General features: G+C 72.9%; 21 protein-coding genes. 9 read left to right on the top strand and 12 right to left on the bottom strand.

The window, feature by feature from the left end:
• Positions 1-33: 33 nt before the first annotated feature.
• Both ACFV9W_RS10700 and glsA read right to left on the bottom strand, forming a co-directional pair.
• On the bottom strand, positions 34-1,254 hold the full coding sequence (locus tag ACFV9W_RS10700; protein ID WP_385757778.1) for a 4-hydroxybenzoate 3-monooxygenase: 1,221 nt from the start codon (positions 1,252-1,254) through the stop codon (positions 34-36).
• Between the two features lie 15 nt (positions 1,255-1,269).
• On the bottom strand, positions 1,270-3,081 hold the full coding sequence (glsA, locus tag ACFV9W_RS10695) for a glutaminase A (RefSeq protein ID WP_385757775.1): 1,812 nt from the start codon (positions 3,079-3,081) through the stop codon (positions 1,270-1,272).
• Positions 3,082-3,155: 74 nt separating this feature from the next.
• On the opposite strand from glsA, the gene ACFV9W_RS10690 reads away from it, so the two are divergent.
• Positions 3,156-3,734, top strand: coding sequence for a DinB family protein (locus tag ACFV9W_RS10690; protein WP_385757772.1), 579 nt, complete (start codon positions 3,156-3,158; stop codon positions 3,732-3,734).
• Here ACFV9W_RS10690 and ACFV9W_RS10685 read toward each other — a convergent pair.
• Both ACFV9W_RS10685 and ACFV9W_RS10680 read right to left on the bottom strand, forming a co-directional pair.
• Positions 3,724-5,532 (bottom strand): TIM barrel protein, encoded by a 1,809-nt coding sequence (locus ACFV9W_RS10685; RefSeq protein WP_385757769.1) that lies wholly within the window; start codon positions 5,530-5,532, stop codon positions 3,724-3,726. The genes ACFV9W_RS10690 and ACFV9W_RS10685 overlap by 11 nt on opposite strands.
• Positions 5,533-5,645: 113 nt before the next feature.
• Positions 5,646-6,578, bottom strand: a complete 933-nt coding sequence (locus tag ACFV9W_RS10680; RefSeq protein WP_385757766.1) for a shikimate dehydrogenase — start codon at positions 6,576-6,578, stop codon at positions 5,646-5,648.
• A 124-nt stretch (positions 6,579-6,702) separates the two neighbouring features.
• On the opposite strand from ACFV9W_RS10680, the gene ACFV9W_RS10675 reads away from it, so the two are divergent.
• Together ACFV9W_RS10675 and ACFV9W_RS10670 are read left to right on the top strand one after the other, a co-directional pair.
• Complete coding sequence (locus ACFV9W_RS10675) at positions 6,703-7,368, top strand: TetR/AcrR family transcriptional regulator (protein WP_385757764.1); 666 nt, start codon at positions 6,703-6,705, stop codon at positions 7,366-7,368.
• A 150-nt stretch (positions 7,369-7,518) separates the two neighbouring features.
• On the top strand, positions 7,519-8,877 hold the full coding sequence (locus ACFV9W_RS10670; protein ID WP_385757761.1) for an MFS transporter: 1,359 nt from the start codon (positions 7,519-7,521) through the stop codon (positions 8,875-8,877).
• A gap of 25 nt (positions 8,878-8,902) precedes the next feature.
• Here the strand turns inward: ACFV9W_RS10670 and ACFV9W_RS10665 are convergent, their stop codons facing one another.
• Positions 8,903-9,205 (bottom strand): YkvA family protein, encoded by a 303-nt coding sequence (locus tag ACFV9W_RS10665; RefSeq protein ID WP_385757758.1) that lies wholly within the window; start codon positions 9,203-9,205, stop codon positions 8,903-8,905.
• 142 nt (positions 9,206-9,347) lie between these two features.
• Here ACFV9W_RS10665 and ACFV9W_RS10660 point away from each other — a divergent pair, with 142 nt between their 5' ends.
• Positions 9,348-9,518, top strand: a complete 171-nt coding sequence (locus tag ACFV9W_RS10660) for a hypothetical protein (protein ID WP_385757755.1) — start codon at positions 9,348-9,350, stop codon at positions 9,516-9,518.
• 34 nt (positions 9,519-9,552) lie between these two features.
• Here ACFV9W_RS10660 and ACFV9W_RS10655 read toward each other — a convergent pair whose 3' ends face one another.
• On the bottom strand, positions 9,553-10,053 hold the full coding sequence (locus ACFV9W_RS10655) for a DUF5709 domain-containing protein (protein WP_385757753.1): 501 nt from the start codon (positions 10,051-10,053) through the stop codon (positions 9,553-9,555).
• Between the two features lie 321 nt (positions 10,054-10,374).
• Between ACFV9W_RS10655 and ACFV9W_RS10650 the strand changes: the two genes are divergently transcribed.
• Positions 10,375-10,728 (top strand): Ser-Thr-rich GPI-anchored membrane family protein, encoded by a 354-nt coding sequence (locus tag ACFV9W_RS10650; protein ID WP_385757750.1) that lies wholly within the window; start codon positions 10,375-10,377, stop codon positions 10,726-10,728.
• On the opposite strand, the gene ACFV9W_RS10645 is transcribed toward ACFV9W_RS10650, so the two are convergent.
• On the bottom strand, positions 10,703-11,923 hold the full coding sequence (locus ACFV9W_RS10645; protein ID WP_385757748.1) for an MFS transporter: 1,221 nt from the start codon (positions 11,921-11,923) through the stop codon (positions 10,703-10,705). The two genes, ACFV9W_RS10650 and ACFV9W_RS10645, sit on opposite strands and share 26 nt — an antisense overlap.
• Positions 11,924-11,994: 71 nt before the next feature.
• Here ACFV9W_RS10645 and ACFV9W_RS10640 point away from each other — a divergent pair, with 71 nt between their 5' ends.
• A complete protein-coding gene (locus ACFV9W_RS10640; RefSeq protein ID WP_385757745.1) occupies positions 11,995-12,765 on the top strand; it encodes a helix-turn-helix domain-containing protein in 771 nt (256 codons plus the stop codon).
• A 38-nt stretch (positions 12,766-12,803) separates the two neighbouring features.
• Here the strand turns inward: ACFV9W_RS10640 and ACFV9W_RS10635 are convergent, their stop codons facing one another.
• The 4 genes from ACFV9W_RS10635 to ACFV9W_RS10620 form a co-directional block, all read right to left on the bottom strand.
• On the bottom strand, positions 12,804-13,142 hold the full coding sequence (locus ACFV9W_RS10635) for a hypothetical protein (RefSeq protein WP_385757743.1): 339 nt from the start codon (positions 13,140-13,142) through the stop codon (positions 12,804-12,806).
• A complete protein-coding gene (gene ctaD / locus ACFV9W_RS10630) occupies positions 13,139-14,836 on the bottom strand; it encodes a cytochrome c oxidase subunit I (RefSeq protein ID WP_385757741.1) in 1,698 nt (565 codons plus the stop codon). Before ctaD ends, ACFV9W_RS10635 begins: the two co-directional genes overlap by 4 nt.
• 120 nt (positions 14,837-14,956) lie before the next feature.
• On the bottom strand, positions 14,957-17,671 hold the full coding sequence (locus ACFV9W_RS10625; protein WP_385757737.1) for an FUSC family protein: 2,715 nt from the start codon (positions 17,669-17,671) through the stop codon (positions 14,957-14,959).
• Positions 17,668-18,141, bottom strand: coding sequence for a MarR family winged helix-turn-helix transcriptional regulator (locus ACFV9W_RS10620; protein WP_385757735.1), 474 nt, complete (start codon positions 18,139-18,141; stop codon positions 17,668-17,670). The genes ACFV9W_RS10625 and ACFV9W_RS10620 overlap by 4 nt, the downstream gene beginning before the upstream one ends.
• A 135-nt stretch (positions 18,142-18,276) precedes the next feature.
• Between ACFV9W_RS10620 and ACFV9W_RS10615 the strand changes: the two genes are divergently transcribed.
• The 3 genes from ACFV9W_RS10615 (at position 18,277) to ACFV9W_RS10605 (ending at position 23,072) form a co-directional block, all read left to right on the top strand.
• Complete coding sequence (locus tag ACFV9W_RS10615; RefSeq protein ID WP_385757732.1) at positions 18,277-20,874, top strand: ATP-binding protein; 2,598 nt, start codon at positions 18,277-18,279, stop codon at positions 20,872-20,874.
• Positions 20,875-20,974: 100 nt separating this feature from the next.
• Complete coding sequence (locus ACFV9W_RS10610) at positions 20,975-22,390, top strand: FAD-binding oxidoreductase (protein WP_385757729.1); 1,416 nt, start codon at positions 20,975-20,977, stop codon at positions 22,388-22,390.
• A gap of 55 nt (positions 22,391-22,445) precedes the next feature.
• Positions 22,446-23,072 (top strand): DUF6629 family protein, encoded by a 627-nt coding sequence (locus tag ACFV9W_RS10605; protein ID WP_385757727.1) that lies wholly within the window; start codon positions 22,446-22,448, stop codon positions 23,070-23,072.
• Here the strand turns inward: ACFV9W_RS10605 and ACFV9W_RS10600 are convergent.
• On the bottom strand, positions 23,062-23,460 hold the full coding sequence (locus ACFV9W_RS10600) for a hypothetical protein (protein WP_385757725.1): 399 nt from the start codon (positions 23,458-23,460) through the stop codon (positions 23,062-23,064). The genes ACFV9W_RS10605 and ACFV9W_RS10600 overlap by 11 nt on opposite strands.
• Between the last annotated feature and the right edge of the window lie 47 nt (positions 23,461-23,507).

Genomic DNA, 23,507 nt, shown 5'->3' with positions numbered 1-23,507 from the left:
TCCATGGGCGACGCCCGTACCTCCGTGCCCTGGTCAGTACCCCGGCGCCGATCCCAGGTACTGCTCCGCGAACGCCGTCGCCGCCGCCCGCGACGTGAACAGGCGCCGCAGCCTGGCGAGCGTCGTGCCGGTGCGGAACGGGTCGCCGAACGACGCGCCGTGGTAGACCTCCGACAGCCACTGCGAGAACTCCTGGTAGTCCCAGACCCGCCGCAGGCATGCCTCGCCGTATCTGTCGAGGCCACGACTGTCGCCCGACGCGTGCGCCACGATCGCGTCCGCGAGGAGGAACGCGTCGTGCAGGGCGAGGTTGAGCCCCTTGGCCGCGATGGGGGCGACGAGGTGGGCGGCGTCCCCGGCCAGGAAGAGCCGCCCGTACGTCATGGGTTCGGTGACGTAGTCGTGCATGTCGAGGACGCGTTTCTCGATCAACTCGCCCTCTGCCAGAGGCTTTGCGCCTTCGGCGGCGAGACGCCCGCGCAGCTGCGCCCACACCCGTTCGTGCGACCAGCCGTCCGGGTCTTCGCCGGGCGGGCACTGCAGGTAGTAGCGGGTGACATCGGGGCTGCGCGGCATCTGACCGGCGAAGCCCTCCGCGTGCATGCCGAACAGGACACGGTCCGCCGACGGCGGCGCCTGGGCGAGCAGCGCCAGCCAGCCGATGCCGTAGTCGTGCCGCGCGACACGGACCCGCCCCGCGGGGATCGCCTCGCGCGTCACCCCGCGGGCACCGTCGCACCCGGCGACGAACTCGCAGTGCAGCACCCGCCGTTGGCCGGTGTCACCGCAGGTGTACGAGACGGAGGGGTGCCCGCCCGCCAGGTCGTGGAGGCGGATGTCGCGGACGCCGAAGCGGATGTCGCCGCCGCGCACGTCGGCGTACTCGCGCACCAGGTCGGTCACGAGGAGCGGTTGGGGGTAGACGAAGTGGTGGTGTCCGGTCAGCTCGGTGTACTCGAAGGGGTGCCGCTCACCGGCGAATCGGAACTCGCAGGCCGTGTGCCGCTCCGCGTGCCCCAGCAGCCGTGTGGCGAGGCCGCGCCGGTCGAGGGCGCGGACCGCCCACTCCTCGATGACACCGGCCCGTGGCCGCCGCTCGATGAACGTACGGGTCTCGCACTCCAGGACCACGCAGTCGACACCGGCGGCCCGCAGGATGTTCCCGACGGTGAGTCCGGCGGGCCCCGCGCCGACGATCACCACCGAACTCCGTTGCGACAGCGTCGAGTTGGGCCCGGACTCCGCGTCGGTCATGCGGCCCATTATGGGTCAGGTGACGTCTCCGCGGTCCACCGTCTCCGCGCCCTCGAGCGGCGCCCGCTCCAGGAACGCCACCGCGTCGGGTTCGCGCTCGCGCAGCCGCCGGAAGCCCGCGGCGGTGAGGGTGCGGCAGCGGGTGTCGCGTTCGGCGAGGACCTTGCGGGTGCGGCCGGGCGGGAAGTCGGCGGGGGTGAGGGCCGCGCCGGGGCCGGCCGACCAGGTGCGCCGCGTCGTCACCGTGTCAGCGGTGTCGGCGCACACGGCGAGGCGGCCGGACTCGACGTACCAGAGGACGATTCGGTCGAGCGGCACTGCCTGCGGCGGTGCGACGGACTCGCCCGCCTTCAGGTCGAGGGTGTCGAAGGCCTCGGCGAGGGCGGCGCGAAGCCCGGTGTCGGCCGCGCCGAACAGGTCGCAGTCCGCGAGCGGCACCGGGATGTCGGGGTCGAGTCCGATGCCGGTGAGCAGTTCGTCCTCGCAGGCTTCCAGGGCCCGGCCGAGGTCGGGGAACTCGTCCGTGGTGCGGGTCATCGCCTGCCGCTCGTCCGGGTCGGCGAGAACCATCCGCAGGTCGCGGGCGCGCAGTTCCTCGGCGAGGCCGCGCAGCAGGTCGGCGGCGACCGGTTCGATGCGACCGACGCGGGTGAGGTCGAGCACGAACCAGCCGACGGCGTCCGGGAGGTCGAGGGCGGCGCGCAGGGTCTGCTCGGCGGTGGCGAAGTCGAGGTCGCCCTGGAGGACGTGGACGCGGATGCGCTCCGCGCGGGCGTCGAGCGCGGCCCGCTGGGCGCGGGTGCGGTGCCGCAGGGAGCGCAGCGGTGTGGGGTGCAGGGAGCGGGGCGGCAGCGGCCGGCGCTCCGGGGCCGTGGCCCGCATCAGGTGCAGACCGAACTGGTCGGAGATCAGGTGGCAGGCGGCGATGCCGCGCACGCTGTTGCCCTTCTCCTCCAGCGGCGGGCTGAACACGCCGATCCCGAACTGGCTCGGCAGCGCGACCCCGATCCCGCCGGACACGCCGCTCTTGGCGGGCATGCCGACACGCAGCATCCACTGCCCCGACGCGTCGTACATGCCACAGGTGGCCATGACGGCGAGGACGTGCTGGGCGTGCCGGCTCGCGACGACGCGTTCGCCGGTGACCGGGTTGATGCCGCCGCCCGCGAGGGTCGCGTGCATGACGGCGAGGTCGTCGCAGGTGACGAGGACGGAGCACTGGCGGAAGTAGACGGCGAGCTCCGCCTCGACGTCTCCGGTGAGCGAGCCCGCGTTGTGCATCAGGTAGGCGAGGGCGCGGTTGCGGTCGCCGGTCGCGCACTCGGAGGCGTACACGGCCTCGTCGATGGTCAGGGGCCGGCCCGCGAAGGCGCTGAGCCCGTCCAGGATGCGGTCGAAGCGGGCCTTCGGGGTGTCGCCCGAGACGAGCGAACTGGTCACGATGGCACCGGCGTTGACCATCGGGTTCGGCGGCCGCCCCGTGCCGGGTTCGAGGCGGATCGAGTTGAAGGCCTCGCCGCTCGGCTCGGCGCCGACCCGCGCCAGGACGTTCTCCAGTCCGTGGTCGGCGAGTGCGAGCGCGAACACGAAGGGCTTCGACACGGACTGCGCGGTGAAACGGACGTCCCTGTCCCCGCTCCCGTAGACCTGCCCGTCGAGGGTGCACAGGCTGAGGCCGAACAGGCGCGGGTCGACGCGGCCGAGCTCCGGGATGTACGAGGCGGGCTCACCGTCGTTGAGATCGCGCAGCCGCAGCCGCACGCCGTCGAGGAGTGCGGTCAGCGGATCGTGTGCGGAGGCTTGCGGCTCGTGTCCCATCCTGTCCATCGAAGCCCATGAGATGCCGAACTGCCTGTCGAAAAACGCTGTTGCCCGCCCTTCCGAGGCAGCAGAGTGAGCGCATGACCGAAACCGATCACAAGAACGATCTCCTGCGGTACCTCCAGGACGCCCGCGACGCCCTGCTGTGGAAGCTCGACGGGCTCTCGGAGTACGACGTGCGGCGCCCGCTGACGCCGACGGGCACAAACCTGCTGGGCCTGCCCAAGCATCTGGCGGGGGTAGAGCTCGGCTACCTCTGCGACACCTTCGGCCGGACGCACGGCGAGACGCTGCCGGATCTCACGGACGCCGCGGACGAGAACGCCGACATGTTCGCGACCGCCGACGAGTCCCACGAGGAGATCGTCGAGCGCTACCGGCGCGCCTGGGCGCACTCCGACGCCTCGGTCAGGGAGCTGTCCCTGGACACGGTCGGCACGGTGCCGTGGTGGCCGATGGAGCGGGGCCAGGTCACGCTCCACCACGTCCTCGTCCGGGTCCTGTCGGACACGCAGCGCCACGCGGGCCAGGCCGACATCCTCCGCGAGGGCCTCGACGGCCTGGCCGGCTACCGCCAGGACAACGACAGCCTGCCCCCGCTGGACTGGGAGCGGCACCACGCGCGCCTGGAGGAGATCGCGGCCCGCTTCAAGAGCTAGCGTGCTGCGCCGCGAGCCGCACCGGCGCGTTCTGCGCCCCGTACCCCTCGTAGCCGTCCTCGCGCTGGGCCAGTTCAAAGAAGACCCGGCCGACCGTGCGGGTGTAGCAGTGGCGGAAGGTGCCGTGGGCGTCGCGGTCGTAGAGGATGCCGAGTTCCTGGTAGGTCTCCAGCTCGCCGGGGGCGAACTCGAAGCGGGCGGCCAGGTCGTCGTAGTAGTTGCCCGGCATCGGCAGCAGTTCCCCGCCCGCCGCGCGGAAGCGGCGGGCGGCCGCGACGACGTCGCTGGTGGAGAGGGCGATGTGCTGGGCGCGGTCCTGGTCCTCGCCGGGGCCCGGACCCGCGCCGAGGGCGATGCGGACGGCGCCGTCGGCAGTGGCGACGGCGCGGCTGCGCAGCAGTCCGTACGGGTCGGCGACGTCGACGCTCGCCCGGGGTTCGAGGCCGAGCACGCTGCGGTGGAACAGGGCGGCCTCGTCGAACTGGTGCCAGGGCTGGGTGAGCTGGAGGTGGTCGATCCCGGTGACGTCGGTCTCGGCGGGCCGCTCCCCCGTGGGTTCGAAGTCCCGGATCCAGCTGGGGAGTTCGGGGCGGTCGGTGGCGCAGAAGAAGAGTTCGGTGCCGTCGGGCGCGGCGACCGCGTCGAGGAGCACGTCGCCGGTGCCGCGGCGGCGCGGCAGGACCGGGGCGAGCAGGGCCTCGGCGCGGCGGGCGGCGGCGGCCGGGTCGGGGGACTCCAGGCCGACGGCGGCGAGGACAGTGCCGTCGCGGCGGGCGGCGGGCCCGGTGTTGAGCAGCACGCGGGCCTCGCCCTGCTCCCACAGGTCGACCGGCTTTCCGCGGTGGCGTCCGGTGCGGGTGAAGCCGAGGGCGGCGAGGAGGTCGGCGGCCGGGGCGACGTCGGGGGTGACGAGCTCCGTGAAGGCGACGCCGGTCGGTACGACGGGCGCGGGCAGCTCCCCGTGCTCGACCACGTCCCGCACACCCACGGACTCCTGAAGGGCGAGCAGCGAGCGCAGCGCGTCCACGGCCGCGGGCCCCGCCTCGGCCTGCCGGAACACATCGTTGAAGATCTCCAGGGACAGCGGCCCCCGGTATCCGGCCCGCAGCACGTGCCGCAGCAGGCCCGCGACGTCGAGGTCGCCCTGGCCGGGGAAGCAGCGGTAGTGGCGGCTCCAGCGCAGGACGTCCATGTCGAGCAGCGGGGCGTCGGCGAGCTGCAGGAAGAAGATCTTGTCGCCGGGGATGTCCTCGATGCCTGCGAGGTCCTTGCCCTCGGCGCCGCGGGCGAGGATGTGGAAGCTGTCGAGGCAGGTGCCGAGGGCCGGGTGGTCGGCGGCCTCGACGATGCGCCAGGCGTGGTCGTACGTGTTGACGTGCCGACCCCAGGCGAGCGCCTCGTAGGCGACGCGGATCCCGAAGCCGGCGGCCAGATCGGCGAGTCGGCGCAGCTGGTCGGCGGCGAGCGCGTCGTCCCCTACGGAGTGCGGCGAGACGCTGGAGCACACGAGGACGGTGTCGGCGCCGAGGCGCCCCATGACCCGGAACTTGTGCTCGGCGCGCCGCAGGTTCTGGGCGAACACGTCCTCCGGCACGGCCTCCATGTCGCGCATCGGCTGGTACAGGTCGATGCTCAGGCCGAGGTCCGCGCAGCGGTCGCGGACGTCCTCGGGGGTGAGGGGGCTGGCGAGCAGGTCGTTCTCGAAGATCTCTACGCCGTCGAAGCCCGCGCGGGCGGCGGCGGTGAGCTTCTCGGTGAGCGATCCGCTGAGCGAGACGGTGGCGATGGAGGTTCGCACGGGGCTCCTTCCGGAGGGGGGCGGGTCGGCGGGTCTGGCTGCGGCGGGGGTTAAAGATCGGGGCGCTGCCCCGTACCCCGCTGGCTCTCGTCCACAGGCGGGGCTCCATTTGCTCAATCGGTGCCGGGGGTGGATGTGGCCGCTCGCAGTGCGTCCTCCGTGGCCGCCAGTTCGGCGAGGTGGGTGAGCATTCGAGGGGCGTCCGGCTCGCGCCCCGTGAACAGGCGGAACGCGTCGACCGCCTGGAAGACCGCCATGCCGCCGCCGTCGAGGACGGCGCAGCCGAGGGCGCGGGCGGTGCGGACGAGTTCGGTGTCCAGGGGGCGGTAGACGACCTCGGCGACCCACAGCGCGGGGTGCAGCAGCTCGGCGGGGAACGGGAGGCCGGGGTGGGCGGCCATGCCGGTGGGGGTGGCGTGCACGATGCCGTCGGCCTCGGCGAGCTGCGCGGCGAGCGTGTCCGGGCCGGCGGGCACCGCGCGGCCCTCCCCGAAGTGCCGGTTCAGGGAGGCGGCGAGGTCGGCGGCCCGCTCGGGCAGCGCGTCGACGAGTACGACACGGCCGGCGCCCAGGGTGAGCACCGCGTGCGCGACGGCGGCGCCCGCTCCCCCGGCGCCGAGCTGGACGACGCGCTCCATGCGGGCCTCGGGCAGCCCGCGGGCGAAGGAGGCGGCGAACCCGGTGACGTCGGTGTTGTGGCCGACGGCTCGGCCGCCCTCGAAGACCACGGTGTTGACCGCGCCGAGCGCCGCGGCCTGCGGTGACAGTTCGTCGAGGTGCTCGATGACGAGCTGCTTGCAGGGGTGCGTGACGTTCAGGCCGTCGAATCCGACGGTGCGGGCGGCCCGCAGCAGCTCCCCCACGTTCTCGGCCCGGATGCCCAGTTCGCCGATGTCGAGCCGCCGGTACAGGTACCGCAGGCCCTGTCGGTCCGCCTCCCGCTCGTGCAGGGCCGGGGAGAGCGAGGGGCCGATGCCCTCGCCGATCAGACCGACGAGATACGAGTCCTGTGGAGAGTTCGGAGAGTCCTGGGAGTCCTGGGGCACGGGGGTCCTCCTGGCCGAGCGGCGAGCTAATGTACGAACTGGTTCGTTACTCATATCAAGTCCGGGGCCCTCCTGGGAAGGGACTGATCCGAACCGGCCCCGGCGCGGCTCCTACAATCGCCGGATGACCACTGTCGAAGAGCCGGCCCCCCGCCAGGGACGCATCCGCGACGCGGCCCGCACCAAGGCCGAGATCCTCAAGGTCGCCACGGAGGAGTTCGCCCGCGCCGGGTACACGGGCGCCCGCGTCGACGAGATCGCGGCCCGCACCCGCACCACGAAGCGGATGATCTACTACTACTTCGGCGGCAAGGAACAGCTGTTCACGGCCGTCCTGGAGCGCAGCTACGCGGTGATCCGGCACGCGGAGCGGGACCTGGACGTCGAGGACCTCGACCCGGTCGCCGCGATCCGCCGGCTGGCCGAGCTGACCTTCGACCACCACGAGCAGCACCCGGACTTCATCCGTCTCGTGAGCATCGAGAACATCCATGACGCCGAGCACATCACGGCGTCCGGGACGATCGGCTCGCTCAACTCGCCCGCGATCGACGTGATCGGCCGGATCCTGGAGGCGGGCCGGGCGGACGGCCTGTTCACGGCGGACGTGGACGCGGTGGATCTGCACGCGATGATCAGCTCGTTCTGCTTCTTCCGGGTCTCCAACCGGCATACGTTCGGCGCCCTCTTCGGCCGGGATCTGACGGCCGGGGACCGCCGCGAGCACTACCGCACGATGCTGGGCGACATGGTGATCGCGTACCTGACGGCGAGCGGCGACAAGCGCTGATCGGCACATACGTCCTCGTCGCGACCTCTTGACAGGCGGGAAACACCGGCGCAACATCGCTGGCCATCCGGTACTAACTATCCAGTGGGTTAATTAACCCGGCCGACTCCGGTCCGCCGGGTTGATCCACCCAGCCCTCAAGGAGCCCGCGTGTCCGTCCCCGCAGCATCACCGCGCGCACCACAGGGCCAGCCCCGCAAGGCGGCATTCGCCGCCTGGAGCGGCAGTGCCCTCGAGTACTACGACTTCTTCATCTACGGCAGCGCCGCCGCGCTGGTCTTCCCGAAGGTGTTCTTCGACGAGTCCGATCCGGCCGACGCGACCCTGCTCTCGCTCGCCACGTTCGGCGTCGCGTACGCCGCGCGGCCCGTCGGCGCGTTCTTCCTCGGCCACATCGGCGACCGCCTGGGCCGGCGCAAGATCATGGTGTTCACGGTGGTCCTGATGGGCCTGTCGACGTTCCTGATCGGCTGTCTGCCCACCCGCGAACAGATCGGCGGATTCGCGCCGTTGCTGCTCGTGCTCTGCCGCATCATGCAGGGCATCTCGGCCGCCGGCGAGCAGTCGAGCGCCGGTTCGATGACCTTGGAACACGCGCCGGAGGACCGGCGCGCGTACTTCACGAGTTTCACCCTCAACGGGACGCAGGCCGGTCAACTCCTCGCCACCGTCGTCTTCCTGCCGATCGCGGCGCTGCCCGAGGACCAACTGCTCTCCTGGGGCTGGCGCATCCCGTTCTGGCTGAGCCTCGGCGTCGCCGTCGCCGGCTACGTGATCCGGCGCTCGCTCGACGAGACGCCCGAGTTCGCCCGCAAGGCCGAGTCCGGCGAGGTCGCCAAGATGCCGCTCGCGGTGCTCTTCCGCGACCACTGGGTGGACGTGCTGCGCGTGATCGGCGGCGCGCTCGTCGCCTCCGTGAGCACCATCTTCACCGTGTGGGCCCTGTCGTACGCGACGAGCGACGCGGTCGGCATGGACCGCTCCGCGATGCTGTGGGTCGGCGCCCTCGCCAACCTCGTGGCGCTCGGCGCGATCCCGCTGTGGGCGCGCCTGGCCGACCGCATCGGACGCCGCCCCGTCTTCATCACGGGCGCCGCGGGCAGCGCGCTGCTGATGTTCGGCTACCTGTGGGCGATCTCCACGGGTTCGTACGTGCTGACGTTCGTGCTCGGCATCCTGGCGTTCGGGGTCGTCTACAGCGCGGCCAACGCCGTGTGGCCGGCCTTCTACGGCGAGATGTTCCCGACCCGCGTACGCCTGTCGGGCATGGCGATCGGCACGCAGATCGGCTTCGCCATCTCCGGTTTCGCGGTGACGTTCGCGGCGCAGATCGCGGGCCCGGGCGGCGACAACTGGGGCGCGGTGGCCCTGTTCACGGCGGCGCTGTGCGTGCTGCCGGTCATCGCGGGGCTCACGGCGCGCGAGACGGTCAAGGTGCCGACGGCGCAGCTCGGCGAGCGGGACGCGGACACCGCCCCGCTCAAGGAGGCCCCGGGCGCGGCGGTCTGACCACGCCCGATGCCGGCGCCGGGCCTCACGGAGTGGGGGTCCGGCGCTCTCCTGCGCCGATGCCCGCCTTGTGTGCCGCGCCGTGCAGCATCTTGAGGGCCACGAGCAGCACCCCGATGTCGTCGAGGTAGATCGGGTCGGGCAGCAGGTCGACCGGGGAGATCGTGTAGGCGACCGCCGCCCAGAACAGCGCCTTGTTGTGCAGCGGGATGCCCGCGTCGACGAGCAGGCGGCGTGCCTTGAACACCCGGACCAGCAGCACGGCGGCGGCCACCAGCATCGCGACCGCCGCGAGCGTGCCGAGAACGATCCACGCGGTGCTGTCCATAGCGGTCCCCCTGGGGCGAAGTGCGAGACCTCCCAGGTTAAGGGGTGCGCGACGGAGCCTCCCCCACGTGCGACGCGCGGCTCGCCGGGCGAGGATGTGATGCGAACACACAAGCGGTGCTCGTGAGGAGGAGGGGTCTGCGGTGCTGATCTACGTGGCGATGATCCTCGGTGGGATCGGCGTGGTCTGCATAGGCATCACGGCGCGGCGGATGGTGACGGGGAACGTCGCCCTCGGCCCGCCGGTGCTGGCGCTGGTGACGGCGTTCGCCGCGGCCGCGCTGATGCTGACGGCGACGGCCCTCGGCCAGTGACCGGGGGCCCGCGCCCGGCAGCCCGCCGCTGACCTCAGGTCTCGTCGTCGTCCACCACGTGCACCGCGGCCTCTTCGGCCGATGCCGCTCCCCCGCCGTAGCCCGCGTCCATGGCCAGCATGTCCTTCTCGGCGTCCTCGTGGGCGCCCTCGTCCGGTGCGATCAGGCGGCCCGCGCGCCGCGTTCCCACCTCCGCGTCCAGTGGTTCGCCCTCGCCGTCGCGCAGATCGCCCACGCCGTCGCCGTCCTCCTCGCCGGACTCCAGCGCCTCGTAGGCGTCGACGACGGGGTCGGGCCGCTCCTCCGCGAGGCGCTCGTCGAGCGTCTCGCCCGCCTGCCGTTCCGCCGCCGTGTTGCCGCTGTGCTCGACGGCCAGTGGGCGCTCGGGCGGCGACCATCCCTCGTCGTACGGGTCCACGCCGCGGTCGTTCAGGGTGTCCTCGACCTCGAGGATCCCCTCGTCGTCCCGCACGTCAGGGCCCGAGGGCTGATACACCTCGTCGCCCATGGCCGAGTCGTCGCTGCGCTCGGTCATGCCGGGTCACCTCGTCTCCGTGCTCCGTGTCACATATCCAGCGTGCACCAGTCCGGGCCGCCCGGCTGCTTCGGGGGCCTCGCGCGCGTACGCGAGGATGCGCCCGCACACCGGACCTTGTCCTGCCGACACCGCCGGTTCGGGGACGAATTCGTCCCTCGTGGGGCGGGGATGACGGCCGAATGCTTGAGTCCGGCGACGAACACGGGAAGAGACCCTTTGTCCAGGATCGTCACTTTCGGTCCATTTCCGTTCACCATGCGCAGTCACCGTGCGCAGTCATCCACCCGTCCCATCGATCCGAAGGAACGAGGTCGTCGCATGCGCCGCACCGGATTCCTCTCTCTCGCCGCCGCCCCACTTCTGGCCTTCGCCCCCATGGCCGAGCCGGCCCAGGCACTGACCGTCACGGAGCCCGCGGCGGACTCCGTGCACAGCCCGGGCTCCAGCATGTTCGTCACCTGGAACAACCCCACCGGCCAGAAGCTGGACATGTGGCTCGTGCGGGGCGACGCGGACCGCGTCGTGCAGCTCGCGTCGCGGCTGACGTCGGCGCCGCGCAGCGAGACGTCCACCGTCCTGCCGAACGTTCCGGCGGGCGAGGGCTACTCGATCGAGCTGAAGAGCCGCGACGGCGCCGCCCGCGGCTTCAGCCCCTCGTTCTCGGTGGACTGACCGCCTCCGGCTCCTTCGCCCGCGCGGGTACCGGCAGCACCCCGACGACGAGCCCGGCGGCCGACGCGGCGATGCCGGTGGCCACGACGCCCGGCCAGCCGCCCGCGGCCCACGCAGCGGTGCCGACCAGCGAGCCGAGGCCGATGCCGAGGAAGCGCAGCGTGAAGTACACGGTGTTGAGGCGGCTGTGCGCGGCCGGGTCGAGGGTGAACAGGACGGTCTGGCAGACGGCCTGACCACCCCATACGCCGACGTCGAGCACGATCACGCCCACGACGAGCAGCGCGAGCGAGCCGCCCCCGGCAGGCAGCAGGACCAGCCAGCCGACCAGTACCAGCGCGGTCAGCAGGGCGATCGCCGCGCGCCTGCCGAGCCGTTCCGCGCTCCGCCCCGCGTACGGCGAGGCGAGCGCGCTGACGGCGGCGACGAGGCCGAACATCCCGGCGGCCGTCGAGCCGAGCCCGTAGGTGTCCGTGACGAGGAAGGTCAGCGTTGTCCAGAACGCGCCGAAGGCGATCCCGACCAGTGCGCCGGACACCACGACCCGCGCCACGAGCGGCTGCCGGGCGAGGGCGGGCAGCGAGCCGAGCACCGCCCTGTACGAGCCGGTGGCGCGCCCTCGCACGCTGGGCAGCCTGCGGGCGAGCACACCCATGAGCGCCAGCGTGAGCAGGCAGGACGCGACGTACACGGTCCGCCAACCGGCGAGCTCGGCGAGAGCGCCCGCGTACACGCGCGAGGCGAGCACACCGACGAGCAGTCCGCCCTGCACCGCGCCCACGGTGCGCCCGCGGCCGGGCCCGCCGGCACCGCCCTCGGCGAGGGCGACGGCGAGCGGGGTGATCAGTTGCGGCACCGGCGAGCACACCCCGACGACGAAGCTCGCCACCGCGAGGAAGGCCGCCGACGGCGCGAGCGCGCAGGCCGCGAGGGCGATCGAGGAGGCCGTCCCGAGGGCGAGGACGATGCGGCGCCTGTCGTGGCTGTCGCCGGCCGGGACGACCAGCAGGATGCCGAGCGCGTAGCCGAGCTGGGTGGCGGTCGGCACCGCGCCCAGCGCGTCGGGTGACGTGCCGAGCGAATCGGCGACCGGGCCGAGGATCGGCTGGCAGAGGTAGACGTTCGCGGCGGTCACGGCGCAGGTGACCGCGAGGAGGGCCGTCGGGGCCTGGGTTCTGGGAGGTACGGCGTTCACATACCGCGACGTTAGGCCGCCGGCCGGTGGCACACTTTCGTGGTCGAGCCAATATCTGTCGAGAGTGCGCCATGTACGGAAAGAGCGAGGACCGCGAGGACTACCAGGACGTGCCGCGGCCCCTGGCGGCGATGGCCCGTGACCTGCCCGACGGGCACCACATCCCGCCGCACCACCACCGCCGCGCGCAACTGATCTACGGCACGACGGGCGCCATCACGGTGACCACCGCCCACGGCTCCTGGGTCGTCCCCGCCACCCGCGGGGCGTGGCTCCCGGGCGGCCTCACGCACGCGATGACCTGCGCGGGAGCCGTGGCGATGCGCACGCTCTACATCGCGTCCGACGCCGCCGTGAACCTGCCCCGCGAGCCCACCGTCGTCTCGGTGTCCCCGCTGCTCCGCGAGCTGATCGACGAGGCGACCCGGATCCCGGTGGAGTACGACCGCGAGGGCCGCGACGGCGTCCTGATGAACCTGCTGCTGCACGAACTGGCCCCGCACCCGGTGCCCGCGCTGCACCTGCCGACGCCCACGGATCCGCACCTGGACGGGCTCTGCGCGGCGATCCAGGAGCGGCCCGACGAGCGCTGGACCACGGGGCAGGCGGCCGCGTACGCGCATCTCAGCGCGCGCAGTCTGCAACGCCGGTTCGCCGCCGCGACGGGAATGAGCCTGGCCCGCTGGGTTCAGCAGGCCAGGCTCATCCACGCGGTGACGCTGCTCGCCAGGGGCGTGCCCGTCACGACGGTCTCGGGCGCGGTCGGCTACGCGACGCCCAGCGCGTTCACGGCGATGTTCCGCCGCGCGCTGGGCACGCGGCCGACGACGTACTTCGCGTGAGCAGGCGCGACCGCGTCACCCGAGCACGCGCGCGTACGTCACTTGAGCGCGACCAGCGACGCCAGGCCCATCAGGCCGACGAGGACGCCGCCGCAGAGGCCGACACAGCGTGCCTTCAGGCGGTCGTAGCGCGTCTCGTACTCGGTGCGCAGCTCCGCGGCCCGCGCCACGATCTGCCCGAGCGCGGCCTTGTGGAAGACGAGGCGCTCCTCGACGAAGACGCGCCGCACCTCCTCGCGCTGCGCCCCGGTGAGCCAGTCGAGCCGGTCGGTGAACGCCTCGGCCTGCGCATGGGCCTCGGTGACCTTCGAGTTCCACAGCAGATAGCCCTCCATCTGCTGGATTCCCGCGCTCACGTCGTGCTCGGTGCTGCTCATGCGGACGCGTCCTCGTGCCGGTTCTCGGCGTGGTCGAGGGCGGAGACGCCGGGATGGTGCAGGTCGAACGCCGGGGACTCGGAGCGGACGCGGGGCAGGGTGGTGAAGTTGTGCCGCGGCGGCGGGCACGAGGTGGCCCACTCCAGGGAGCGGCCGTAGCCCCACGGGTCGTCGACCTCGATCTTCTTGCCGTACTTGCCGGTCTTCCAGACGTTGTAGAAGAACGGCAGCATCGACAGGCCGAGCAGGAACGCGGAGATCGACGAGATGGTGTTGAGCGCGGTGAAGCCGTCGGCCGCGAGGTAGTCCGCGTACCGGCGCGGCATGCCCTCGACGCCCAGCCAGTGCTGGACGAGGAACGTGCCGTGGAAGCCCACGAACAGCGTCCAGAAGGTGATCTTGCCGAGCCGCTCGTCGAGCATCTTGCCGGTCATCTTGGGCCACCAGAAGTGGAAGCCGGCGAACATCGCGAAGACGACCGTGCCGAAGACCACGTAGTGGAAGTGCGCCACCACGAAGTACGAGTCCGAGATGTGGAAGTCGAGCGGCGGCGCGGCCAGGATGACTCCGGTCAGTCCGCCGAACAGGAACGTCACGAGGAAGCCGACCGACCACAGCATCGGTGTCTCGAAGGACAGCGAGCCCTTCCACATGGTTCCGATCCAGTTGAAGAACTTCACGCCTGTTGGCACGGCGATCAGGAACGTCATGAAGGAGAAGAACGGCAGCAGTACGCCGCCGGTGACGTACATGTGGTGGGCCCACACCGTGATGGACAGACCCGCGATCGCGATGGTGGCGCCCACCAGTCCCGAGTAGCCGAAGATCGGCTTGCGCGAGAAGACCGGGATCACTTCGGAGACGATGCCGAAGAACGGCAGGGCGATGATGTACACCTCCGGGTGGCCGAAGAACCAGAAGAGGTGCTGCCACAACAGCGCGCCGCCGTTGGCCGCGTCGAAGACATGGGCACCGAACTTGCGGTCCGCCTCCAGGGCGAACAGCGCGGCGGCCAGGACCGGGAAGGCCAGCAGGACCAAGACACCGGTCAGGAGCACGTTCCACGTGAAGATCGGCATCCGGAACATCGTCATGCCGGGCATGCGCATGCAGATGATGGTGGTGATGAAGTTGACCGAACCGAGGATCGTGCCGAAGCCGGAGAAGGCGAGGCCCATGATGCCGAGGTCGGCGCCGATGCTCGTGGTGTGGACGGCGTCCGACAGCGGCGCGTACATGAACCAGCCGAAGTCCGGTCCGCCCTGCGGGGTGAGCAGCGCGCCGGCCGCGATCAGCGAGCCGAACAGGTAGAGCCAGTAGGCGAACATGTTCAGCCGCGGGAACGCGACGTCGGGGGCGCCGATCTGCAGCGGCATGATCCAGTTCGCGAAGCCGGAGAACAGCGGCGTCGCGAACATCAGGAGCATGATCAGGCCGTGCATCGTGAAGGCCTGGTTGAACTGCTCGTTCGACAGGATCTGCATGCCGGGTCGGGCCAGTTCGGCGCGCATGAAGAGCGCCATGATGCCGCCGACGCAGAAGAACGCGAACGAAGTGATGAGATACAGCGAGCCGATCGTCTTGTGGTCAGTGGTGGTGAGCCACTTGATCACCACCGCACCGGGCCGCCGCGCGTGCGCGGTCTCCGAATCCGGTGCCTCGGCGCTCGCCGCCGCGCTCTCCAGGGACGTCATCAGGTAGTCGCTTCCTTGGCCGGTGTACAGGACACGACCACGACTAGCGGACGTCGGGGCGGGAAGCGGGGACACGCGCGCCCGCGCGTCCCCGGTTCCCTCGAATGCAGCAGCGAGGCGTCAGTGCGACAGTCGGATGTCGTGCTGTACGACCCCCAACGGGTCCTCCACGCTGATCAGTTCGGCGCGCGGCGTGTGCCGGGACGCGGAGATCACGAGGGTGTGGGTGCCCGTGGGCAGCCCCTCCACCGTGTAACTCCCCTGGTTCACCGCGGCCTTGGCGAGCCGCTTGCCGCGGGCGCTGATCACGGTGATCCAGGCGGGGCAGCCCTCGGGGTGCTCGGCGCACTCCACCCGGCCGGTGAGGCGGGCCCGGCCCGCGGGGGCCGGTTCGCGGCGCTGCGGTGGCGCGTGCGCGGCCTGCGGCTTCGGCTTGGGCGCGGGCACCGGCCGGGGCTGGGTCTGGGGCTCCGGCCGCGGTTCGCCCCAGGCCGCCATTACGGCACGGGTGCGGCGCTGCATGGGCGAGGCGGGCCGCTGCGCGGCGCCGTTGCCGGTGGCGACGGGCAGGCCCGCCTGTTCGGCGTACGCGGCCAGGGTCTCGTCGAGGGCGTCGAGTTCGCGCAGCGCGGTGTGCAGTCGCTGGGCGCGCGGCCCCGACCTGGCGGGGGCCAGTTCGGCGCGCAGCTCCCGCAGCAGCGGGCTGACCCTGCGGTACGTGCCCTCGGGCTCGCCGGTCGCGAAGAACCGGTCGAGTTCCTTGAGGGACGCGGTGACCGTGGCGGTGACGAGGCGGGCGCGCTCGACGAGGCGGGGCGGCAGGTCGACGTCTATGTCGGCGGCCGAGGCCAGGGCGCGGGCGTGGCCCGTCGCGGAGGTCAGCAGGGCGACGCGGTGCTCGGCGGCCGGGCCGCTGACGCCGACCGGCATCCGTACGAGCGGCTTGGCGACGGCCTGCACCTGGAGCAGCGCGGCGTCGACGGCGCGGGCGGCGCCGCGCAGCCGGACCGGGGTGTCGGGCTGGGTCCAGCGCTGCTCGACCTGGGCGACGACCTGGGCGAGTACGTCGACGTAGCCGCGCTCGGCCTCCTGGACGACGGTGCGGCGGGCCAGCGGGAAGATCAGGGCGGCGCAGGCGGTGGCGACGAGGACGCCGATGCCGTTGTCGAGGAGCCGCTCCCCCAGCAGGTGGTCCATGCCGCTCTCGGGCGTGGACAGCGCGTACAGCTGGCACAGGGCGACGACGAGGCCGACGACCCAGCAGGCGTAGGCGCGGGCCATGCCCCAGGCGCCGAAGGTGAGTCCGGCGACGATGACCGTGAGCGTCCAGTAGACGTGGCCCTGGCCGATGAGGTGGACCAGGAGGATGCCGAGGACGGCGCCGATGACGGTGCCGACCATGCGGTGGCCGAACTTGCGCAGCCGCTCGTGCGTGGTGTTGGTGCCGAACAGCGTGATCATCACGCCGACCAGGCCCCAGTAGAAGCGGTGCGGGTCGATGGCGTCGGAGATCGGGACGACGATCGCGGCGGCCACGGCGGCGTGTGCGGGCACCCGGATGTACGGGATGGCGCGGCGCCAGCCGGACTCGGTGGCCCCGGCGAGCACGCGGCGGGTGGGTCCTGCCGAGCCGGGGAGCTTGTTGTTCTCCAGGGCGACGGTCGGCTTGAACGGGACCTCGGCCCTGCCCGCGACGGCGCTCGCGCCGAGCGTGAGCCAGTTGTGCAGGGCGCGGGCGAGGGAGTCGAGGAGGTGGCCGACGCGGCGCGCGAGCACCGCGGCCTCCACGTCTTCGGTGGAGGCGGCCGGGTCGGCGAGGACCGCCTCGGCGCGCTCCTGGATGTGGGCGGCGGCCGGCTGGAGACCCTCGGCCTCCCGTATCGGGGTGTCGCGGGCGAGCACGAGGCCGACGGCGAGCGCCTCGCGCAGCTGCTCGGGGACGGGCAGCCGGGTCAGCTCCTGGACGGCCTGGCCGATGCCGCGCAGCGCGAGCTCGGCGTCGAAGAGGTGCCGGTGCAGGAGCTCCGCGGCGTCCGGGTCGGCGGCGACCTCGGGCTGGGCGAGGCGGCCGTCGATGGTGACGGTGGTGATGTTGAGGCGGCGCAGCGAGCGGTCCATGCGGCGCACGGCCCGCTCCTGGTCGGCGTCGGGGTCGACGGCGTCCACGGCGGCGTCCGCGACGCGCCGCGCCTCGACGACGAAGGCGCGCTGGGTGCGCAGCAGGTCCTCGCGGGGCATCGGGTAGCACAGCAGCAGCCGGGTCACGAGGACGGCGGCGGCGGACACCAGGGCGACCGCGAAGGCCTTGCCGACGAGCGCGACGGGGATGCCCGCGAGCATCCCGACCATCATGCCGTTGAACAGCATCATGCCCGTGACCAGCGGAATGGCCCCGAACCTGGCGAGCAGGAAGGTCACGGCGAGCGCCGCGACCATCAGCACCATCTGCGGGACACGGTTGCCGTTCAGCGACGCGCACAGCCACAGCGCGACGGTGTACGGGAACGGCATCCACAGGATGGCGCGGGCGAGGCGGTCCCAGGTGTTCTCGGCGACCGCGAAGGCGCTCATCAGGCCCATCATCCCGGCGACCATCATCCCGATCATGTCGGGGATGCCGAGCGCCTCGGCCATCGCGTAGCCGACGGTGAGCGCGGTCACCATGGCGACGAGGGTGCGCCAGCCGGTCTGCAGCGAGCCGAGTCCTGGGTCGGCCGCGAGGACCCAGTCCCACCATCTGCGGGGCCCGGCGACCCGGTGGGGTGCGAGGTCGGCTCCCGGTGGGGCGTCGCTCGTGGCGGTGTGCTGGTCCGGCAGGGTGCCCGGGGTGGTCAACTGGCCTCCGATTCCATGGCGTTCAACAAGATGTTCAGCGCATCCCGTGCGGTGGACACCGCGCGCTCCGGGTCGTCGACGGCCCCGCCCTCGAGCGCGGTCAGCAGGGCGGCGGCCATCCGCTGCCGCCCCGCTTCGAGCAGCGCGCGCCCCGCGGGCGTCAGCGAGGTCTCGACGGCGCGCCGGTCGTCCTCGCAGCGCCGCCGCTCGACGAGCCCGGCCTCCCCCAGCTTCTGGAGGAGCACGGTGACGCGCGGCTGCGCCATGCCGGTGCGGGCGGCGAGCCCGGTCACCCGGCACGGCCCGCCGTCCAGCGCGTCGAGCAGGGCGATCTGGCTGCGCGTGAGCCCGAACTCGCCTTCCCTGAACAGGGATTGACCGAGCTGGGCGATACCGCGCAGGAGCCCCCGGGCGGCACCTTCGATGCGCTGGGCGTCGATGGCGTCGCCGGACCCCGGAGATAGATGCATATGGAAAGAATATACATGAGCCTTACACGCAGCTGACGACGGGGCGGCCCCCACGGCCCACCCACCATCCGGCGAAATACGTATCCGCCCCGCCGCCCGCTCCCGGCGGACGCCGCACGGTGGGAAGGTTCCCCTATGGACGGGGGGATCCTTGAGCGGGATCTCGAACTGGGGCGACTGGCCGATGCCGCCCGGGACGCGGCACACGGGGCCGGTTCGGTCACGCTCGTCCTCGGCGAGGCCGGAATCGGGAAGTCGTCGCTGGTCCGGGCCATGCCCGCCGTACTCCCGCCCGCCGCCCGCCTCCTCGTAGGACACTGCGACGACCTGGCCACCGGCCGCCCGCTCGGCCCGCTGCGCGATCTCGTCGGCAGCGTGGGCGCCGATCTGGCCCGCGCCCTGCGCGACGCCGGTGACCGGCACCGGATCTACGAGGCGCTGCACGCGGAACTGGCCGGCGCCCCGCATCCCGCGGTGCTCGTCGTCGACGACGTGCACTGGGCGGACGAGGCCTCGCTGGACGCGCTGCGGTACCTGGTGCGCCGCATCGAGCGGCTGCCCGCCGTGCTCGTGCTCACCTACCGGGACGACGAACTGGGCCGCGGGCATCCGCTGCGCCAGCTCCTCGGCCAGGTGTCGGGCGCGGCCCGCGCGCACCGCCTGCCGCTCGCCCCGCTGTCGCGCGCGGCCGTGGGCAGCCTGTGCGCGGCGGCCGGACTGGACGCGGCCCAGGTGTACGCGGCGACGTCGGGGAATCCGTTCTTCGTCGCCGAGGTGCTGGCGGCGGGCGGCACGGGCGTCGTCCCGCCCACCGTGGTCGACGCGGTCCTGGCCCGCCTGCGCCGCCTCGACGACGCCTCGCGTGACGCCCTCGAACAGCTGGCCGTGGTGCCGTCGGCCGTGGACCGGCCCCTGGTGGACGCCCTGCTGCCGGGCGGCTGCGCGGCGCTCGCGGCGGCCGAGCAGGGCGGACTGCTGACGGTGGCGACGGACCGGGTGGCGTTCCGGCACGAGATCATCCGCCGCGCCGTCGCCGACTCGCTGCCGACGGCGCGCCGCATCGCGCTCGACCGGGCGGTGCTCGCCGCGCTGGTGGCCGCGCCGGGCGCCGACCGTTCACGGATCGTGCACCACGCGGCGGCGGCCGGTGACGGTGACGCGGTGGCGCGGTACGGGCCCCGGGCCGCGCGCGACGCGGCGCGGGCGGGCGCGCACCGGGAGGCCGCCGCGCATCTGCGCCTCGTCCTTCGGGAGCGCGGGCGTTACGGCCCCGCCGGGCTGGCCGATCTGCTGGAGCAGTACGCCGTCGAGAGCTACACCATCGGCGACTCGGACGCCGCCGTCACCGCGCAGCGGGACGCCGTGGAGCTGCGCCGCGGGCTCGGCGAGCCGCGGGCGCTCGGCGCGGATCTGCGCTGGCTGTCGCGGATCCACTGGTGGGCGGGCGACGCGGCGGCGGCCGAGACGGCCGCGCGCGAGGCCCTGGCGGTGCTCGAACGGGCCGGTGACGACCGGCTGTTGGCGCTCGCCCTGAGCAACACGGCGCAGTTGCGGATGCTGTCGGACGCGTACGCGCAGGCCGTCGAGTACGGGGAGCGGGCCATCGCGCTGGCCCGCAGGGCGGGCGACCCGGCGATCCTCGCGCACGCGCTCAACAACGTCGGTTCCGCGCGCTGGCGGGACGGGGACCCGCTGGGGCAGCGGCAGTTGGAGGAGAGCCTGGCGGTGGCGCTGGACTCGGGCGAGGTGGAGCACGCGTGCCGCGCCTACGCCAATATCGTCTGGTCGCTCCTGGACGACCTGCGGTTCACGGAGGCGGACCGGCACCTCTCCCCCGCCATCGATCTCGCCGACCGGGCCGAGCACCTGGGATTCCTGACGTATCTCCAAGTCGAGCTGGCGCTGCGGAAGTTCGCGGCGGGCGACTGGGCGGAGGCCGAGCGGTACGCGCGGCTCGGCGCCGATGTCTTCCCGCCCGCCCGGTGCCCCGCGCTCACGGTCCTCGCCCGCGTCCGGGTGCGGCGCGGCGAGCCCGGCGGCGGTGAGCTGCTCGACCAGGCCTGGCGGATCGCGGTCGGCGCCGACGAGCTGCAGCGCCTCGGTCCGGTCGCCGCGGCCCGTGCGGAGGCCGCGTGGCTGCGCGACGACCCGGCGGGCGTGCTCGCCGCCGCCGGGCAGGTGTACGAGCGGGCCCACCGGCTCGCCGCGCCGCAGCGCCACGAGCTCGGCTACTGGCTGACGCGGGCGGACAGGGCCGCACCGGCGGACGGGGCGACCCACCCGTACGCGCTCCAGGCCGCGGGCCAGTGGGACAAGGCCGCCGAGCTGTGGCACACGGCGGGCTGCCCGTACGAGGAGGCGGCCGCGCTCGCCCAGAGCCCCGACCCGGCCGTCAAGCTGAGCGCGCTCGCCACCCTGGACGCGCTGGGCGCCGCGCCGCTCGCCCGACTGGTCCGCGCCGAACTCCGCGAACTCGGCGTGCGCCACGTCCCGCGAGGCCCGTACGCGGCGGCGCGCGGCAATCCGGCGGGCCTGACCAGTCGTCAACTCCAGGTCGTGCGGCTCCTGATGGAGGGTCTGACCAACGCGGAGATCGCCGGGCGTCTCGTCCTGTCCGTCCGCACGGTCGACAACCACGTCCGCGCCGTCCTGGAGAAGCTCGACGCGCCCACCCGGCGCCGGGCCGCCCAGCGGGCGGTGGAGATCGGGCTGACGGCCGCCGACGAAACGTAGGTACCCGCCGTGCCCGAGGTGGGTGACCGCCACGCATGCTCGGCGGTGCGCGACGCCCGTAGAACGGGGCGGACGACACCCACTCGACTCGGGGGATCGCATGACCAGCACACCCGCACAGGCGGCGCTCCGCGAACTGACCGGTTTCCAGGGGACGTTGACCGGGCCCACGGACTCCGGGTACGAGGAGGCCCGCGCCGTCTACAACGCGATGATCGAACGGCGGCCCGCGCTCGTCGCGGGCTGTGCCGACGCGGGCGACGTGGCGAAGGTGATCGCCTTCGCCCGCCGTCACGAACTTCCGCTCGCGGTGCGCGGCGGCGGCCACCACGGCGCGGGGCTCGGCACCTGCGAGGCCGGTGTGGTCGCCGACCTGGCGCCGATGAACTCCGTCGAGGTCGACGCGGCCGCCCGCACCGTGACAGTGGGCGGCGGCGCCACCTGGGGCCTGGTCGACACGGCGACGCACGAGCACGGGCTCGCCACACCCAGCGGCATCATCTCCACCACCGGCGTCGGCGGCCTCGCGCTCGGCGGCGGCCTCGGCCACCTCACCCGGCGCTGCGGCCTCACCGTCGACAACATCCTGGCGGCGGAGGTCGTCCTCGCCGACGGCACCCCGGTGCGCGCGGACGCCGACACCAACACGGACCTGTTCTGGGCGATCCGGGGCGGTGGCGGCAACTTCGGCGCCGTCACCTCCTTCACGTTCCGGCTGCACGAGGTGAGCACGGTGGTGGCCGGGCCGACGTTCTGGCCCGCCGAGCAGGGCGCCGAGATCCTCGCCGCCTACCGGGACTTCCTGCCCTCCGCGCCCCGTGATGTCAACGGGTTCTTCCTGTACGGGTCGGTGCCGCCGGCGCCGCCGTTCCCGGAGGAGCTGCATCTGCGGAAGGTGTGCGGGGTGGTGTGGTGTCACACGTCCGGCGACCCCGATGCGGCGGAGCACGCCATGGCGTCGCTCCTCGGTGACCTGCCCGCGCCGCTGCTGCACGCGGTCGCGCCGATGCCGCACCCTGTGCTGCAGTCGATGTTCGACGGCCTGTATCCGCCGGGCGACCAGTGGTACTGGCGGGCCGACTTCGTCAGGGAGATCCCGGACGAGGCCGTGGAACTGCACGCCAAGTTCGGGCCGCAGACACCGTCCATGCAGTCCACGATGCACCTCTACCCGATCGACGGCGCCGCCCACGACGCCGGCCCGTCGGACACCGCGTTCAGCTACCGGGACGCGCGCTGGGCGAGTGTGTTCGCGGGCGTGGACCCCGATCCGGCGAACGCGGACCTGCTGCGGCGCTGGACCGTCGACTACTTCGAGGCCCTGCACCCGTACTCGGCGGGCGGCGCGTACGTGAACATGATGATGGACGAGGGGCAGGAGCGGGTGCGGGCGAGCTACCGCGGCAACTACGCCCGACTCGCCCGCGTCAAGGCGGCCCTCGACCCGGACAACGTGTTCCGCAACAACCAGAACATCCAGCCGGACCCGGCCGCGCGGGACAACGTCCGGCCGTGACGGCGCGGTGAAGCCACGACGCGCCGCCCGGCCCCCGGAAACGTAGCGTGGTCGCATGTGCTGGAGTGCGACGGCCGATCTGGTGGCGGGTGGCGCGGTCACCGCCGTGGGCGTGGGGTGTGTGACGCGGGCGGTGCGCACCCGGCCGCGGGCCGTGCCGCTCGCGGCGCTGCCGCTGCTGCTCGGGGCGCACCAGATCATCGAGGCGGTGATCTGGAACGACGGCGGTGGCAGCGGCCCCGCCGTCGTCGCGTGGGCGGTGATCGCGCTGCCGCTGCTGCCGCTGTGGGTGTCGGCCGGTGTGTGGTGCGCGGCGGCCCCGCACGCCCGCCGCCGACTGCTGGTGCCGCTCGCGGCGGGCGTCGTGACGGCGGGGGTGCTCGGGTACGTCCTGGCGACGAGCACGGTGACCGCCGAGGTCCGCGGACACACCATGGGCTACGCGATCGGTCTGCCGTATGCCGGATGGCTGCTCGCGGGCTATCTGCTGGCGACGGTCGGCTCGCTGCTGCTGTCGGGCGAGCGGATCCTGGTGCTGCTCGGTGTGCTGGCTGCGCTCGCCGCGGCGGTGTGCGCGGCGCTGTGGCGCTGGGAGTTCATCTCCACGTGGTGTGCCGGCGCCGCGCTCTGCTCGCTGGTGCTCTACGGGTGGCTGCGGTCCCCCCGCGCCGTCAGTCGGTGATCGTCACGCAGGGCAGGCCGACGCTGGCGCCGCCCCTGAAGCCCTCGGCGCACAGCCGGGTGCCGGCCGGGAAGTGGCGTTGGGGGTAGGCCTGGTCGCGGTAGGTGCGGAACGCCGCGACGTCCTCGACCTTGGTGTTCGCGGACCAGCCGTTGGTGGTCCACACGCGGGCGGAGATCCGGTTCGGCTGGTTGGTGTTCACGACGGACACCTCGACGCGGCCCAGGTAGGTGCCGGAGTCGTAGGTCTCGATGCACACCGAGTGGTTGCACCACTTGCCGTCGGCGGCGGCCGGCTGCCCGGCGGCGATGACGCAGCCGAGTGCGGCGACAGCCGCGGCGAGCGAGGAGAAGGTCTTATTGACGGCGGCCCGCATGGTGTCCCGCATGGGTGACTCCCTGTGTCTCGTACGACGTGGCGCGCGGAGCAGGTCGT

The organism is Streptomyces sp. NPDC059897, assembly GCF_042730865.1.
Classification (GTDB): domain Bacteria; phylum Actinomycetota; class Actinomycetes; order Streptomycetales; family Streptomycetaceae; genus Streptomyces.
Note: the sequence above shows the minus strand (reverse complement) of the source record. Positions and strands in the feature narration are given on the sequence as shown.

Excerpts from the sequence above, each read along its gene's own strand:
- ACFV9W_RS10665 (WP_385757758.1), bottom strand. The coding sequence starts at position 9,205 with ATGGACAGCACCGCGTGGATCGTTCTCGGCACGCTCGCGGCGGTCGCG.
- ACFV9W_RS10640 (WP_385757745.1), top strand. The coding sequence starts at position 11,995 with ATGTACGGAAAGAGCGAGGACCGCGAGGACTACCAGGACGTGCCGCGG.
- ACFV9W_RS10675 (WP_385757764.1), top strand. The coding sequence starts at position 6,703 with ATGACCACTGTCGAAGAGCCGGCCCCCCGCCAGGGACGCATCCGCGAC.
- glsA (WP_385757775.1), bottom strand. The coding sequence starts at position 3,081 with ATGGACAGGATGGGACACGAGCCGCAAGCCTCCGCACACGATCCGCTG.
- ACFV9W_RS10615 (WP_385757732.1), top strand. The coding sequence starts at position 18,277 with ATGGACGGGGGGATCCTTGAGCGGGATCTCGAACTGGGGCGACTGGCC.
- ctaD (WP_385757741.1), bottom strand. The coding sequence starts at position 14,836 with ATGACGTCCCTGGAGAGCGCGGCGGCGAGCGCCGAGGCACCGGATTCG.
- ACFV9W_RS10620 (WP_385757735.1), bottom strand. The coding sequence starts at position 18,141 with ATGCATCTATCTCCGGGGTCCGGCGACGCCATCGACGCCCAGCGCATC.
- ACFV9W_RS10655 (WP_385757753.1), bottom strand. The coding sequence starts at position 10,053 with ATGACCGAGCGCAGCGACGACTCGGCCATGGGCGACGAGGTGTATCAG.
- ACFV9W_RS10700 (WP_385757778.1), bottom strand. The coding sequence starts at position 1,254 with ATGACCGACGCGGAGTCCGGGCCCAACTCGACGCTGTCGCAACGGAGT.
- ACFV9W_RS10600 (WP_385757725.1), bottom strand. The coding sequence starts at position 23,460 with ATGCGGGACACCATGCGGGCCGCCGTCAATAAGACCTTCTCCTCGCTC.
- ACFV9W_RS10690 (WP_385757772.1), top strand. The coding sequence starts at position 3,156 with ATGACCGAAACCGATCACAAGAACGATCTCCTGCGGTACCTCCAGGAC.
- ACFV9W_RS10635 (WP_385757743.1), bottom strand. The coding sequence starts at position 13,142 with ATGAGCAGCACCGAGCACGACGTGAGCGCGGGAATCCAGCAGATGGAG.
- ACFV9W_RS10605 (WP_385757727.1), top strand. The coding sequence starts at position 22,446 with ATGTGCTGGAGTGCGACGGCCGATCTGGTGGCGGGTGGCGCGGTCACC.
- ACFV9W_RS10650 (WP_385757750.1), top strand. The coding sequence starts at position 10,375 with ATGCGCCGCACCGGATTCCTCTCTCTCGCCGCCGCCCCACTTCTGGCC.
- ACFV9W_RS10610 (WP_385757729.1), top strand. The coding sequence starts at position 20,975 with ATGACCAGCACACCCGCACAGGCGGCGCTCCGCGAACTGACCGGTTTC.